This is a genomic window from Methyloparacoccus sp. NF-16 (genome assembly GCF_056880625.1).
The window spans coordinates 84,370-99,065 of sequence record NZ_CP174130.1 but is presented as its reverse complement, the minus strand read 5'-3'; the positions used below and the strand labels follow the sequence as shown (position 1 = coordinate 99,065).

Here is a 14,696-nt window from a genome sequence, read left to right as displayed (position 1 = left end):
TCCGGCGGGCGGTCCGCCCGCCGGAGTGGCGCTGTCGGGCGTCAGGGCTGGACCACGATGCGCACGGTCTCGCACTGCAGGATCTTTTTCTTCTTCGGGTCAGGCGGCGCGCAGGCGCGGATCACGCCCTGGTTGCTGACGTGGCTCTTGGCCGGCCTCCAGTTGAAGCCGCCGCGCGTCACCGGCAGGACCTTGAGGTTGGCGAACTTGGCGCCGCCGTTCTTGGAGTAGGCGATGGTCACCTTGGATTTCGGCGAAATCTGGCTCGCGGCCCAGGTGATCGCCTGCGTCTGCCTGACCTTCCAGGCGGACGCTGCCGAGAGGTTCAGGCGCGGCTGGCCGTTACCGCCACCGGTGGTGAAGCTGGCCTGCAGCGTGGTCGCGGCACTCATCGTCACCGTGCAGCTGGGCGCGGTGGAGCCCGCGCAGGCACCGCCGGACCAGCTGCCGAAGCTGGAGCCTGCGGCAGCGGTCGCGGTCAGCGTGACCTGGGCGCCGCTGGCGAAGTCGGCGGCGCAGGACGTCCCGCAGTTGATGCCGGCAGGCGAGCTGATGACGGTGCCGCTGCCGGTGCCGGTCTTGGCGACGGTCAGGCGGACGCCGCCGGGATTGCCGCCCCCGCCGCTGCAAGCCTGGGTCGTGCCGGTGCCGCTGTAGCTCAGCTTGCCGCCGGCCAGGTTCCAGGCGCCCAGCTTGGTGACCAGCTTGCCGCCATCCAGGCCGTTGGCATTGTTGACGAAGTAGAAATCCAGCGCGGTGCCGGGCTTGCCCTCGGTGTTGCCGCCGACGGAACGACCCATCGAGGCGCCCCAGAAGCTGCCGCCGTGATAGCCGAGGCCGCTGGCCTGGAAGATGCCGGACTTGTGCTCGGCGGCTTCGCCCGGCGCGTTGGTGAAAGGCGCGACGTTCAGGCGATCGATGTAGCCCTGGATCTTCTGCTTGGTGTTGTCGATGGCGCTGAAGGAGGCATTGAAGATCGTCTCGCCGGCCGAAGAGGTGGCAAGATAGCCCCAGCGGTCGGCATTCACCATGTTGCCGGCGCCGTCGCGGACCAGGGCATTGACCGCGGCGATGTTGAAGACGAGGTTCGCCGCGTTGCCGAAGTTGGCGAAATTGGGATCGGCGGACAGATCGCCCTGGAAGCAGCCCTTGCCGGCCAGGAAGTCCGTCATCGAGATGCCGAGGTCCTTGTAATAGGAGCGGGCGTTGGCTTCATCCCAGACCGAGATGAACAGCTCGCCCGGCTCGCCATACTTGGAATTGTTGATGAGGGCGCCCGCCGGATGGCTGCCCGCCACCAGCGCCGCCACCATGAAGGCTTGCAACTTTTTCATAGTCTGACCAGTTCTCGAGTGGATGAGAGAGGTGTCGGCCGCGCTGGCGCATCGCCAAATCGGACCGTGGAGCCATGGCCCCATTGAACTGGCCGGTAGACTACGGAGGGATTGTTACAACGAGATCATCGAATCATTGCAGAACGGTTAAGGTTGCATGACGGCCGCGGCCATCACGGTAACGACGGCAGGCCCAATTCCTTCAGGAACGCATTGTGCTCGCGGGTTGCCGCCGCGATGTTCCGGTCCAGCGACACCAGTTCGGCATGGACCGCGCCCAGGTCGATCGCCTGCTCCGCGACCGCCGTGCTGACATAGCGCGAAATGTTCAGGTTGAAATCATTCTTCTCGATTTCCGCCATGCCGACCCGCCGCGAATAACGGGCTTCTTCCTGGCGGAACCGGTAGGTGTCGATGATCTTGTCGATGTGCTCGGGCAGCAGCTGATTCTGCCGCTTGCCTTTCTCGAAATGCTCGGCGGCGTTGATGAACAGCACGTCGTCCGGCTTCTTGCACTTCTTCAGCACCAGGATGCAGACCGGGATGCCGGTGGAGAAGAACAGGTTGGCCGGCAGGCCGATCACCGTGTCGATGTGGCCGTCCTTGAGCAGCTTGGTACGGATGCGCGCCTCGGCGCCGCCACGGAACAGTGAGGTAGCCTGACGAAAACGGACACGCCCGCTTGGTAGAGTCTGTACTGAACGAGGAACGTGATGCAGAACCAAAATTATTCCCCTGAGTTGCGGGCCGGGGCCATCAAGCTGGTCCTTGAGCAGGGACAGTAAGAATGTCTTCGCCCGTGGTTCCTGGGCGGCCTGATTCTCACAACGATCGACCAGCCAGGGATGATAGGGCACTGCGATGTGTTCCAGGCGGCTTGCCCCCCACTCCGATCGACTGAACTCCGTGTCTTTCCCCGGACCTGTCGGCCACCTGGAAACGCTTTGCGGTGAGGCAAGACCTCGCCGGTGCCTGTGACTCGAGAAGGGCCTGACGTCCTGTCGCTTTACTGTCTTGTCCAGACATTTGGTTCAGGTAACGCCATTCCCCAGGGTCCAGAACCGGAGAGTTCTCATGTCTGAGCATCAGCATCCCATCAATCGCCGCGTGGTTGGCGGCGTCGACACGCATAAAGACCTGCACATGGCCGCCGTGGTCGATGAGCACGATCACGTATTGGGCACCGAGTGCTTTGCCAGCACTCGCCAAGGTTACCGACAGATGCTCGCCTGGATGCGATCTTTTGGCGAGGTCATCCGCGTCGGCGTGGAGTGCACGGGGACCTATGGCGCCGGCTTGCTGCGGTTCCTGCAGACATCCGGCGTCACGGTGCTGGAGGTGACCACGCCTGACAAAACGGATCGTCGTAAACGAGGCAAGGATGATGTCATCGATGCGCAAAACGCCGCCCATGCTGCCTTCGCGGGCACGCGCACGGTGACGCCCAAGCGCCGGGACGGCATGATTGAGTCCCTACGGGTCCTGAAGGTGTGTCGTAAGACCGCAGTAGCCGCCCGCCGCGTCGCCCTCCAGATGATCCAGACCACCATCGTGGCAGCTCCCGATGAGTTGCGTGAGTCCCTCAGAACCCTGACCCGCATGCAACTCATCCGGACCTTGGCCGCCTGGCGTCCTGATCTGACCGATTATCGTCAGGTGGCCTCGGCTTACCGGATCACCCTGAAATCCTTGGCGCGGCGCTATCTGGAACTCCATGACGAAATTGCCGACCTGGATATCATGATTGCAGGCTTGGTCCAGGAATTGGCGCCCGACCTGATTGCGCGAAACTCCATCGGTTATGAATCGGCCGCACAGTTGCTACTGACGGCCGGCGATAACCCCGAGCGCTTGAAGTCGGAAGCCAGCTTCGCCGCGCTCTGCGGCGCCAGTCCCGTGCCGGCCTCCTCCGGTAAAGTTACCCGGCATCGCCTAAACCGCGGCGGTGATCGAGCAGCCAACAGCGCGCTGCACATCATCGCTATCGGCCGGTTGCGGACCGATCCGCGCACCCAGGCCTACGTGGCAAAGCGGATTGCCGAGGGACATTCTAAGCTCGAAGCCCTTCGTTGCCTGAAGCGGTACATCGCCCGCGAGGTCTTCGGCCTGATTCGGAAACGTAATCGCGACATCAACCAGGTTCAAATTACCCCTTGACACTTAGAAGGGCGTCAGGGGGTCGCAATACCTGTCCATTCGGTACACGGAACGCCTGTCCGAAGCCGGCATCCGACCCTCGGTCGGCAGCAAGGGCGACTCCTAGACCATCAACGGGCTGTACAAGGCCGAATGGATTCACCGCCGGGGCCCCTGGAAAACCAGGGAATCCGTGGAACTGGCCACCCTGCAATGGGTGCATTGGTTCAACCACATCCGACTGCTCAAGCCGATTGGGGGCATCCCTCCGGCAGAAGCTGAGGCAAACTACTGGCGGCAACTCGCCAGTGAGGCCGCCACATCGGCCTCAACTTAAACCAACTGGCCTCCTCGATACCCGGGGCCGTTCAATCCGCGAATACATCGAGATCTTCCATAACCGCCAGCGGCGCCACTCGCGCCTTGGCTATCTGTCGCCGGCCGTGTTCGCAAAGAACTTCAGGGAATCGGCCGCGACCCACTGAGGCGAGTGTGTCCGATATTGTCAGGACACCTCATACAGCACCGCGCAAAATACCTCGTACAGATCCACCGTCATGGGCTTGGTGCTGCGCCGCACGCTGCGCAGCAACGGCTCAATCCCGGCAAACTTTTCTCGGCTGATATCGCTGGCGTATGTCTTGCTATTCACCTGCCTATTGTCGAGCTACGGAAAGATCGTAAACACGCTCTAAGGTCTTCAGCTCGATCTGCACCACCGGCACGCCGTTGATGAGCAGCATCACGTCGTAGCGGTGGTGGCTGTTGTCGGTGTTGATGCGCAGCTGGTTGATGACATCGAAGTCGTTCTTGCACCAATCCTTGATGTTCACCAGGGTGTAGTTGAGCGGCGTGCCGTCGTCGCGCTCGAAGGCGTTGATGCTGCGCAGCGTCTGGGCGGTGTTGCAGACGTCTGAGGTAATCACGCCGTCGAGCAGGCGCTGGAATTCGCTGTCGGTGAGCCTGACGCGGTTGAGCGCCTCGAATTTCTCGCGGAAATTGGCTTCCAGCGATGCGCGATCGCGGATGTCCGGGCGGCAGGTGTATTTGAGATCTTCCAGCGTGGCGATCAGATCGCGCTCGATGAGGTTTTCTGCGGCTGTCATGGGTCCAGTTCAGGGCGCTTGCGGGAAGGTGCTTTGGTGGCCCGGCTCGCGGCGGGCGACGGCCAGCGTGGGCAACCTCCGGCATTCACGCCAGCGCTAGACGGTGCCCTGCATCATGCCCAGGCAGCGGGCCGACGGAGCGACCGTTATCCGCGGCTCCGGGGTCGTCGCATAACCCCCGGCGTGCAGGCTGTGCTTCGCATGCCGTCTTCCGAACTCTACCAGCGCGGCCGGCGACTGCCCAGCGACACCGGGGGGAGGGCAGGCTGGCCGCCGGAGCCGGGAGGCCGGCCGGGCGAAAATCGCATCCGTAACCCCCTTGTCACAAAAACTTCGTAAATTGTTCGTGCAAACATCACATTCCCGGGGGAGTTTTTTGGTGGTCACGATATTGGTGGTTGAAGACGACAAACCCATCCTGAAGATGCTCAGGGATCTCCTGGAGGGCGCCAACATCCACGTGTTGACCGCAACGGAGATCACCGAAGCGCAGACGCTGATCGCCCAGAGCACGCCGGACATGATCCTGCTGGACTGGATGCTGCCGGACATGAGCGGCACCGAGTGGGTGAAGCGGCTGAAGCGCGACGAGCTGTACGCCGGCATCCCGATCATCATGCTGACGGCGCGCGGCGAGGAGGAGGACAAGGTCAAGGCGCTGGACATCGGCGTCGACGACTACGTGACCAAGCCGTTCTCGCCCCGCGAGCTGGTGGCCCGCATCAAGGCCGTCATGCGGCGGCGGGTCAACTTTTCCACCACCGGCCGCATCGGTTCCGCCGGCATCGAGCTGATCCTGGACGAGCACCGGGTGCAGATCGGCGGCAAGGACGTCAACCTCAGCCCGATGGAGTACCGGCTGCTGGAGTTCTTCATCACCCACCCGGAAAAGGTCTACAGCCGCAGCCAGCTGCTCGACAACGTCTGGGGCCGCAGCGTGTTCATCGAGGAGCGCACGGTCGACGTCCACATCCGCCGGCTCAGGAAGACCCTGGCCGACCACGATCGCGACAACGTCATCCAGACGGTACGCGGCTTCGGCTATCGCTTCTCGGAAAAGACCTGAGTCTCCGTCACGGCGCCGGACCGTATCTCCCCGCCCGGCTGGCCCCGGGATCACAAGCGGACCATAATGGCGGCCCCTTGATTCACTATCCGGATCCGCCGCGTGCCCCGCTTCGCCTGTCGTCTGCTGCTGCTGTTTCATGTTTCCCTGGCGGCCCAGTCCGCCGTCACCCTGATCGGCGAGGGCGCGATCCCCGCCGATGCCCTCGATCAATCCGGGGCGACCGGGCTGCTGGAGGATGGCCGCACCCCGAAGGCCCGTGTCGGCGGCCTGGGCGGCGCCATTACCTGGAGCGGGCAGGGCCCGATCTACTACGCGGTGCCGGACCGCGGTCCCGGCGCCGGGGAAACCAGCTTCCAGGGCCGCCTCTACCGACTGGAACTGCAACTCTCGCCCCAGGGCCAGGGCCGCTACAGCCTGGATCCGCGGGTGCTTGAAACGCACCTGCTGACGGATACCGCCGGCCATGCCATGACCGGCGATGCCAGGGCCTTCGACCCGCTGAACTCGCCCGACAGCCTGCGCCTGGATGCCGAAGCCATCCGCCTGGCGGCGGACGGGCGCACGGCGTTCGTCTCCGACGAGTACGGCCCGTTCATCGACCTGTTCGATATCCGCAGCGGCAAGCGGCTGAAAACCCTGAAGGTGCCCAACAAGTTCCAGATCGACAGCCCCAGCGCCGACGGGCGCGAGGAAATGCGGCACAACCTGTTCGGCCGGCAAAGCAATCGCGGCTTCGAAGGCCTGGCCATCACCCCCGACGGCAAGCGGCTGCTGGCCATCATCCAGGACCCCCTGCTGCAGGATGCCGAGCAGCGCGCAGACGGCAAGGCGACGGGGCTCAACAACCGCATGCTGGAGCTCGACCTCGAGACCGGCGGCGTGCGCGAGTTCGTCTACCCGCTGGAAGATGCCGCCAATGGCGTCTCGGAGATACTGGCCATCAACGCCGACGAGTATCTGGTGCTGGAGCGGGATACCCGCTCGGGCGAGGCGGCGCGCTTCAAGAAGGTGTTCAGGATCAGCCTCGCCGGCGCCAGCGACGTGCATGCGGTGCAGTCGCTGGCGTCCGGCGGCGGGGGCCAGCCGGGCTGGACGCCGGTGCGCAAGACCCTGTTCCTGGATCTGCTGGCGCAGGGCATCCGCGAGGTGCCGGAAAAGTTCGAGGGCATGACCTTCGGCCCGCCGCTGGAGGACGGCCGCCAGCTGCTGATCATCGGCAGCGACAACGATTTCTCCAGCCGCGAGGCGACCCGCTTCTTCGCCTTCGCCATTGATCCCGGCGACCTGCCGGGCTACCAGCCGCAGCGGGTGGCGGCGCCGCTCGGCCACCGGCTGCACCGGCCGACGCCGGCCGGCGGGCACGCGGACCGTCCACGCCACAACTGACCGCCGTCTTGAAAGCCCGGCTCCGGCGGTTGCCGCGGCGCGCCCGACGCGATCTGGCGCGCCGCGGGCCGAGCTTCACCGCCTGGATCTTCCTCGGCCTGAGTGGCGGCATCCTCACCGGCCTGTTCCTCGGCGAGTACGCCGAGAGCCTTAAGGTGATGGGCGACATCTATGTCGGCCTGATGCAGATGACGGTGCTGCCCTACATCGTCTTTTCCCTGATCGGCAACATCGGCAGCCTCAGCCTGCGGGATTTCGGCCTGCTGGCGCGGGCGGGCCTGCTGATCTTCGTCGGACTGTGGGCACTCGCGGCGCTGACGGTGCTGGGGATGAGCCAGGCGCTGCCGGAGCTGCCGGTCGGCCAGTTCTTCAGCGCCGCGCTGGTCGACCCGCCGCCCAAACCCGATTTCCTGAGCATCTTCATCCCCTCGAACCCGTTCAAGTCGCTGGCCGACAACTCGGTGCCGGCGGTGGTGGTGTTCTGCATCCTCTTCGGTGTGGCCATCATCGGCTTCGAGGAGAAGAAGAGCCTGCTCGATCACGTCGGGCTGATCGCCAAGACCCTGCACCGCGTCAACGGCCTGGTGGTGCGACTGACCCCGATCGGCGTCTTCGGCATCGCCGCCCATGCCGCCGGCACCATGTCGGTCGAGGAGTTCGGCCGCCTGCAAGCCTATTACCTGACCTTCGCCGGCGGCGTGCTGCTGCTCACCTTCGGCACCCTGCCGCTGCTGGTGGCCAGCCTGACGCCGTTCTCCTACGGCCAGGTGCTGCGCGCCGGCAAGGACGCGCTGATCACGGCGCTGGTCACGGGCAGCGTGCTGCCGGTGATCCCGCTGCTGATCGACGGCGTCAAGGCGATGTTCCAGCAGCGCCTGCCGCACGACCGCGCCCACGAGGGCTTTCCGGAATTCATCCTGCCGCTGGCCTACCCCTTCCCGAACAGCGGCAACGTCATCGATCTGGTCTTCATCCCCTTTGCCGCCTGGTTCGTGGGCAACCCGCTGGATCTGGGCGATCAGCTGTTCATGCTGGGCTCCAGCCTGTTCCTGCTGTTCGGCAAGGTGTTCCTGTCCATTCCCTTCCTGCTCAACAGCTTCCACATCCCGCAGGACATGTTCCAGCTGTTCCTGGCCGCCGGGGTGCTGGCGGCGCGGGTGGGAGATGTGCTCAGCAGCATGCATTACCTGGTGTTCACGATCCTGGCGACGGCCACCATGACCGGACTGCTGCGGGTCAACTGGAAGCGGCTGCTGTGGGGCGGAGCCTTCATGCTGCTGCTGATGATCATCGTCATCGCCCTGATCCGGCTGGCGCTGGGCCTGCTGGCCAGCCCGGAATTCGGCAAGGCGTCGGCGCTGGCGCGCATGACCCTGCTGGAGAATCAGGTGTATTCCTACGTCGAGCCCGGCGCCGCGCCCAACCCGATCCCGCTGCGGACCGGGGAGAGCCGGCTGAGCCGCATCAAGCGGCGCGGGACGATCCGCGTCGGCTACCGACCGGACTATGTGCCCTACAGCTATCTCAACGGTCGCGGCGAGCTGGTCGGCTTCGACGTCGACCTGGTGAACAGGCTGGCGCTGGATCTGCAGGTCGGCGTGGAATTCATTCCCTACCGCATCGAGGATCTGGCCGACCAGCTGCGGGCCGATCATTTCGACATCGCCGTCTCCGGCCTCACGGTGACCCTGCCGCGCGCCGAGGCGATGCTGATGTCGGAACCCTACCTGATCGTCAACATGGGCGTGGTGGTGGAGGACTACCGCAGCCACGAGTTCGCCAGCGAAGCGCGCATCAACCGGCTCGGCAGGCTGCGGCTCGGCGTCAGCAACGGCAGCTTCTTCGAGGATCGGGCGCGCGAGCATTTCCCCAATGCCGAGATCGTGCCGCTGGATTCGATCCGCCTGTTCTTCGACGATCCCGCGCTGCATCTGGACGCGCTGATCACCCAGGCGGAAAGCGGCGCGGCATGGACGCTGATCTATCCCAACTACAGCGTGGTCAACCCGCTGCAGCGGCGCGACAGCGCTCCGGTGTCGATCGCCATCGCCGGCTTCGACCCGGGCCTCGATCAGGCTCTGGCCACCTGGGTGACGCTCAAGAAGCTGGACGGCACCATCGACAAGCTGTTCCAGCACTGGATGCTCGGCAAGATGGAAGGTCCGGGCAACAAGCGCTGGAGCATCGCCCGGGACGTTCTGCACTGGATCGAGTGAGCCCTGGCGAGGTCGCCGGCCCGTTCCAGCCATCGTCTTTGTAATCCTCGCGTAATCAAACAGTTATCCATCCGTCACCGGGCTTTCATGAAAAAGAAACCCGTCATCCGCCAAATCGTCACGAAAAAGTAATATTCAGGCATTAGCTTGTCGCACCTTGGGCCGCGCATGGAACGGCCAACCTATTGATTTTTCTAAAACGGGTGCAAAGCAATGAATGTCAGAAGGCTCAGCCTTGCCGTCCTTGTGGTGTTTGGCGCCGGCATCGTGGATGCCTCCGCCATGGCCCTTAATCTCTACGTGGACACCAAGACCAGCCAGGTCTTCACCAGCCCCGGTGCGGGTCGCGTCAAGCTCGGCAGCTTCCAGCAGATCGACGAGACCAAGTCGCCGGCGGCGGCCGAGGGCCAGAAGCTGGCCACTGCCAGCGAGGTCAAGCAGGTCGAGGACAAGCTCAACCAGCGCATCGACAGCGTGGCCAACAAACCCAAGAAACCGAACGAGGCCAAGACCCAGATCGACGACAAGGGCATCCGTTTCGAAACCAACGACGGCAACTTCAAGTTCAGCATGAACGGCCGTCTGCATACCGACGCCGACATGTTCTCGGGCGGCGACATCGTGACCTACAGCGACCGCAACGACGACGGCCGCTACAACCCCGCCACCGACGGCCCGGTACAGAACAACCGGCTCACCGACGGCACCGAAATCCGCCGCTTCCGCATGGAGTTCGCGGGACAGTTCTACAAGGACTGGCACTTCAAGATGCAGCCTGAAATCGCCAACGGCGGCGGCAACGGCACGGTCGGCATCCGCGATGCCTTCGTCCAGTACAAGGGCTTCGACTGGGGCAACTTCGTCGTCGGCCAGAGCAAACAGCCCTACAGCTTCCAGCAGATGATGAGCTCCAATGACATGGTGTTCATGGAACGCTCGACCGAGTACGAATTCACCAACCGCTCGGTCAACCGCGCGATCGGCCTGCGCTACGACCTCGGCGGCGACTGGTGGGGTTTCTCCACCGGCGTCTACGGCGACACCGCCACCCGCCAGACTTCCGGCACCACCACGGTGGACGACGAGGGCTGGGGCGGCGCCCTGCGCGCCACGCTGGCGCCCTGGTACAACAAGTCGGACGAGCTGCTGCACATCGGTGCCTCCGGTGCCTTCCGCGCACCGCCCAGCGGCCAGCGCACGGTGCGCTATGCGATCGCCCCCACCGCCATCAGCCAGTTCGCCTACCTGGATACCGGCAACATGCCGGACGTGCAGAACAGCGAGTTCGTCGACGGCGAAATGGTCGGCATCTACGGACCGCTATCGTTCGAAACCGAGTACAACGCCACCTGGCTCAACGCCAACGATGTCGAGAGCACGCATCAGCTGCCCGCCGGCAACGGCTTCTTCCAGGGTGCGCACGTCGACGTGGCCTACAGCCTGACCGGCGAATCGCGCGGCAGCGGCTACCGGGCCGATCAGGGTGTGCTGGGGCGCATCAAGCCCGAGCATAACCTCGACTTCCACGATGGCTGGGGCGCCTTCGAGCTGAAAGGCCGCTTCATGTGGGTCGACATGAACCAGATCGCCGACTCGGCGACCTATGGCGGTGGCAGCCAGGTCGCGTCGACCTTTGGCGGCAACTGGTATTTCAACAACTGGGCCCGCTTCATGCTGGACTGGACCCACGTCTACTCGCTGAATGTCGGCCGCGCCGGCGTCAACCGGACCGTCCTGGACATCCCCGGCAATACCACCGGCGACTGGGATTACGTCCAGGCCCGTATCGACCTGCATTACTGATCGACGGCAATAAGAGACCTTGAGGCTGTAGCCGCCGCCGTCCCGATGCTCCCCTGCCCTGACGGCGGCCGGTCTGCCCCATTCCCGAGATGATGACCATGAGATCGAACCCGTCCGCCAGGCCGTCCCGACTCGCGCTGGCGCTGGTACTGGCGCTGGCAGCAGGCCTCGCGGGCCGGGTCTCCGCTGCGGAGGTCAACGGTGCCCGCGAGGCGATCCACATCGTCGGTTCCACCACGGTGTCCCCCTTCGCCTCCGCCGTCGCCGAGCGGCTGAGCGAAACCGGCCGGTTTGTCCGCCCGATCGTCGACACCACCGGCACCGGCATGGGCATCAAGCGCTTCTGCGGCGGGGTGGGCGACAATTACCCCGACATCGTCAACGCCTCGCGGCGGATCAAGCCAGCCGAGTATCGCGCCTGCGAGCAGGCCGGCGTGAAAGCGATCGTCGAGATCCGGATCGGCTTCGACGGCATCGTGCTGGCGCGGGCCGGCCAGGACCGGCCGCCCATGCTCACCCGCAGGATGCTCTACCTGGCCCTGGCCAGGCAGGTGCCCGATCCCGCCTGTCCGGCCTGCGGGAAGCTGGTCGACAATCCCTACCGGCGCTGGGCCCAGATCGATCCGGCGCTGCCCGACGTGCCGATCGAAATCTATGGCCCGGCGGCCGCTTCCGGCACCCGCGATGCCTTCGGCGAGCTGGTGATGGAGCCGGGGTGCAGCAGCTTCGACTGGCTCAAGGACTGGAAGCCGCGCAGCGAATCCGAGTTCAGGCGCCTGTGTCGCAGCTTCCGCGAGGATGGCGTCTACGAGGAGATCGGCGAGAATTACGCGCGGATTCTCGAACTGCTCAAGACCCGGCCCGGCGCGCTGGGCCTGTTCGGCTACAGCTTCCTGGATGCCCACCGCGCCGAGCTGAGCGCCAGTCCGATCGAGCAGGTGACGCCCGCGGCCGGCAGCATCGCCGACGGCCGCTATCCGATCTCGCGGCCACTGTACTTCTACGTCAAGAAGGCGCAAATCGGCCACATCCCCGGCATCGTCGAGTACATCGAGGAATTCACCCGCGAGAGCGCCTGGGGCGATCAGGGTTATCTGCTGGAAAAGGGCCTGGTGCCGCTGCCGCAGGATCAGCGCCGGGCATCGGCCGCCACCGCCCGACAACTGGAGTTAATGAAAATGTAAGCCCGCCGGTTTAACCTGACATCCAAATTTCACAACCATCCGAGGATTTTCATGAAACGCAACGCCATATTCGCCTGCCTGCCGGGCCTCGCCATGACCGTCAGCCTGACCGCGCAGGCTGCCTCGCGCGATTCCATCAGCGCCGCCGGCTCGTCCACCGTCTACCCGTTCACCGCCTCGGTGGCCGAGCAGTTCGGCAAGTCGGGCAAGTTCAAGACGCCCAAGGTCGAGTCCACCGGTACCGGCGGCGGCTTCAAGCTGTTCTGCGGCGGCGTCGGTCCCAAGTATCCGGACATCGCCAACGCCTCCCGCGCCATCAAGAAATCGGAGTACGAGGCCTGCCAGAAGGCTGGCGTCAAGGAGATCGTCGAGGTCGAGATCGGCTTCGACGGCATCGTCGTGGCGCAGTCGAAAAAGGCCGGGACCGACCTGGCCCTGACCCGCAAGGATCTGTTCCTGGCGCTGGCCAAGCAGGTACCCGATCCCAAGCAGCCCGACGGCGGCGTGCTGGTGGCCAATCCCTACAAGACCTGGAACGAGGTCAACCCGGCCCTGCCGGCCACCAAGATCGAGGTGCTGGGTCCGCCGCCGACCTCGGGCACCCGCGACGCCTTCGCCGAGCTGGCGCTGGAGGGCGGCTGCCAGCAGATTCCCTGGATCAAGGCCAAGAAGGAGAAGGACGAGGCCTGGTTCAAGAGCACCTGCATGACCGTGCGCGAGGACGGCGCCTATATCGAGGCGGGCGAGAACGACAACCTGATCGTGCAGAAGCTGGAAGCCAATCCCGACGCCGCGGGCGTGTTCGGCTACAGCTACCTGAGCCTCAACGAGGACAAGCTCAAGGCCGCCCCCATCGATGGCCAAGCGCCGACCTATGACGCCATCGCCGAGGGCAAGTATCCGGTCTCGCGACCGCTGTTCATCTATGTCAAGAAGGCGCATGCCGGCGTGATCCCGGGCATTCCGGAATTCCTGGCCGAATACACCAGCGAGAAGGCCATAGGCCCCGAAGGCTACCTGACCGACAAGGGCCTGATCGCGCTGCCAGACGACCAGCGCAAGGCGGTGGCGGAAGCCGCCAAGGCGCTGAAACCGATGGCGGCGGTCAAGTAAGAACCGCCCGTTGCCGCGGCCCTGAGGTCGGCACTCCACCGACGCCAGGGCCGTCTGGCCTTTCCTTTCGTCCGCCCTGCTCCCGGTCTCGCGACCGCACGCCCCCGGTTTTCCCCGCCATCGCGGTTGCTCGGCTATTCGCCGGCTTCGAGCTCGTCCCGGCCGCTCAGCTCCAGTCCCTCGTCCTCGTCCCAGTCGTCCCAGGGCTCCTCGATCGCGCAGCCCGACTGCAGGTAATAATCGGTGAGTTCATCACCGCCCAGAAAACTCATGGTCACCTCCCAAATGTCTGATTCGCGCTGAATTCTTCCATGGGTTTGTGACAGGCTCATGGCAACGGCGGACGGATTGCGGCTGGCCGCAAGGACACCTAACCGACACCAAATCGTCATCTTTCTGTCGCAGACGGCGACTACCGTTGTCATTTTCGCCACGGCCCGACGCATGAGACTTCTGCTGCGCCAATCGTTGACCGGGTTCGACGCACAGGTGACCGAACCAGCGCCAAGCGCGGCCTTTGGCAGGTCGGGGGACGCGCCGCCGGCCAGGCGCCCGCCCCCCGCGGCCGATACGGCACTGCTGCGCTGCCGCGGCCTGCAGGCGGGTTTCCGCCAGACGCCGGCGCTGGTGGACATCGATCTCGCGATCGGCGCGCGGGAAATACTGGCCGTCACCGGCCTGGCCGGCGCCGGCAAGAGCACCCTGCTACGCTGTTTCAACCGCATGAACGACGGCGTCGCCGGCTTCAGGGTCGGCGGCGAAATCCTGTTTCGCGGACGCAACCTCTACGGCAGGGACATCGACCTGACCGTCCTGCGCACGCGCATCGGCATGGTGTCGTCCCGGCCCAACCCGTTTCCGCACAGCATCCAGGAGAACATTGCCTATGCGGCCTGCCTCCATGGCCGCGCCTGCGGCATCCTGGAACAGGAACAGATCGTGGAGACCGCCCTGCGCCAGGTCGATCTCTGGAACTCGCTGCGCAACAAGCTGGGCGCGCCGGCACTGAGCCTGAGTCGCGGGCAGCAACAGCGCCTGTGTCTGGCGCGCGCCCTGGCCCTGCAACCGGAGGTGCTGCTGCTGGACGAACCGACGGCCGGGATGGACTCGCTGGAGGCCGGACGCTTCGAGAACCTGATCGGCGAACTGGCTGAACACCGGACCCTGATCCTCGCCACCCAGTCGGTGAACCTGGCAGCCAGGGTTTCGCAGCGGATGGGCTTTCTGCACCAGGGCCGGCTGATCGAGATTGGCCCGACCCGCGAATTGTTCACCCAGCCTCGCCGGACCCTCACCGAGGCCTATCTGACCGGACGGCTGCTCGACCTCTGACGACCCGTCCCCGCGCC

12 protein-coding genes and 2 pseudogenes are annotated in these 14,696 nt (G+C 64.8%); 9 read left to right on the top strand and 5 right to left on the bottom strand.

Features of this window, described 5'->3' with window-relative positions; translation table 11 throughout:
• Nucleotides 1-41: 41 nt before the first annotated feature.
• Together ACH5N8_RS00495 and ACH5N8_RS00490 are read right to left on the bottom strand one after the other, a co-directional pair.
• Nucleotides 42-1,334, bottom strand: a complete 1,293-nt coding sequence (locus tag ACH5N8_RS00495; RefSeq protein ID WP_483282079.1) for an InlB B-repeat-containing protein — start codon at nt 1,332-1,334, stop codon at nt 42-44.
• A 173-nt stretch (nt 1,335-1,507) separates the two neighbouring features.
• Nucleotides 1,508-2,191 (bottom strand): N-6 DNA methylase, encoded by a 684-nt coding sequence (locus tag ACH5N8_RS00490; RefSeq protein ID WP_483282078.1) that lies wholly within the window; start codon nt 2,189-2,191, stop codon nt 1,508-1,510.
• A gap of 217 nt (nt 2,192-2,408) precedes the next feature.
• Between ACH5N8_RS00490 and ACH5N8_RS00485 the strand changes: the two genes are divergently transcribed.
• The gene (locus tag ACH5N8_RS00485; protein ID WP_483281294.1) at nt 2,409-3,491 is read left to right on the top strand and encodes an IS110 family RNA-guided transposase; all 1,083 of its coding nucleotides are present in this window, start codon (nt 2,409-2,411) and stop codon (nt 3,489-3,491) included.
• Between the two features lie 16 nt (nt 3,492-3,507).
• Nucleotides 3,508-3,807 (top strand): annotated as a pseudogene (locus ACH5N8_RS00480) (IS3 family transposase); the annotation flags it as partial.
• A gap of 180 nt (nt 3,808-3,987) precedes the next feature.
• On the opposite strand, the pseudogene ACH5N8_RS00475 reads toward ACH5N8_RS00480, so the two are convergent.
• Together ACH5N8_RS00475 and ACH5N8_RS00470 are read right to left on the bottom strand one after the other, a co-directional pair.
• A pseudogene (locus ACH5N8_RS00475) lies at nt 3,988-4,122 on the bottom strand (IS5/IS1182 family transposase); the annotation flags it as partial.
• 4 nt (nt 4,123-4,126) lie between these two features.
• Complete coding sequence (locus ACH5N8_RS00470; protein WP_483282077.1) at nt 4,127-4,576, bottom strand: type I restriction endonuclease; 450 nt, start codon at nt 4,574-4,576, stop codon at nt 4,127-4,129.
• A gap of 379 nt (nt 4,577-4,955) precedes the next feature.
• Here ACH5N8_RS00470 and phoB point away from each other — a divergent pair, with 379 nt between their 5' ends.
• The 6 genes from phoB (at nt 4,956) to ACH5N8_RS00440 (ending at nt 13,347) form a co-directional block, all read left to right on the top strand.
• Nucleotides 4,956-5,642, top strand: coding sequence for a phosphate regulon transcriptional regulator PhoB (gene phoB, locus ACH5N8_RS00465; RefSeq protein WP_460027209.1), 687 nt, complete (start codon nt 4,956-4,958; stop codon nt 5,640-5,642).
• A gap of 102 nt (nt 5,643-5,744) precedes the next feature.
• On the top strand, nt 5,745-7,031 hold the full coding sequence (locus tag ACH5N8_RS00460) for an esterase-like activity of phytase family protein (RefSeq protein WP_483282076.1): 1,287 nt from the start codon (nt 5,745-5,747) through the stop codon (nt 7,029-7,031).
• 8 nt (nt 7,032-7,039) lie between these two features.
• Entirely contained in the window at nt 7,040-9,247 is a 2,208-nt protein-coding gene (locus ACH5N8_RS00455; RefSeq protein WP_483282075.1) for a cation:dicarboxylate symporter family transporter, read from the top strand.
• 213 nt (nt 9,248-9,460) lie between these two features.
• The gene (locus tag ACH5N8_RS00450; protein ID WP_483282074.1) at nt 9,461-11,050 is read left to right on the top strand and encodes an OprO/OprP family phosphate-selective porin; all 1,590 of its coding nucleotides are present in this window, start codon (nt 9,461-9,463) and stop codon (nt 11,048-11,050) included.
• 98 nt (nt 11,051-11,148) lie between these two features.
• Nucleotides 11,149-12,234, top strand: coding sequence for a substrate-binding domain-containing protein (locus tag ACH5N8_RS00445; RefSeq protein WP_483282073.1), 1,086 nt, complete (start codon nt 11,149-11,151; stop codon nt 12,232-12,234).
• A gap of 51 nt (nt 12,235-12,285) precedes the next feature.
• Nucleotides 12,286-13,347, top strand: coding sequence for a PstS family phosphate ABC transporter substrate-binding protein (locus ACH5N8_RS00440; RefSeq protein WP_483282072.1), 1,062 nt, complete (start codon nt 12,286-12,288; stop codon nt 13,345-13,347).
• Between the two features lie 134 nt (nt 13,348-13,481).
• On the opposite strand, the gene ACH5N8_RS00435 is transcribed toward ACH5N8_RS00440, so the two are convergent.
• Nucleotides 13,482-13,619, bottom strand: coding sequence for a hypothetical protein (locus tag ACH5N8_RS00435; RefSeq protein ID WP_483282071.1), 138 nt, complete (start codon nt 13,617-13,619; stop codon nt 13,482-13,484).
• 172 nt (nt 13,620-13,791) lie between these two features.
• On the opposite strand from ACH5N8_RS00435, the gene ACH5N8_RS00430 reads away from it, so the two are divergent.
• Nucleotides 13,792-14,679: a phosphate ABC transporter ATP-binding protein gene (locus ACH5N8_RS00430; RefSeq protein WP_483282070.1), complete on the top strand. Its 888-nt coding sequence runs from the start codon at nt 13,792-13,794 to the stop codon at nt 14,677-14,679.
• The last annotated feature ends 17 nt before the right edge of the window (nt 14,680-14,696 follow it).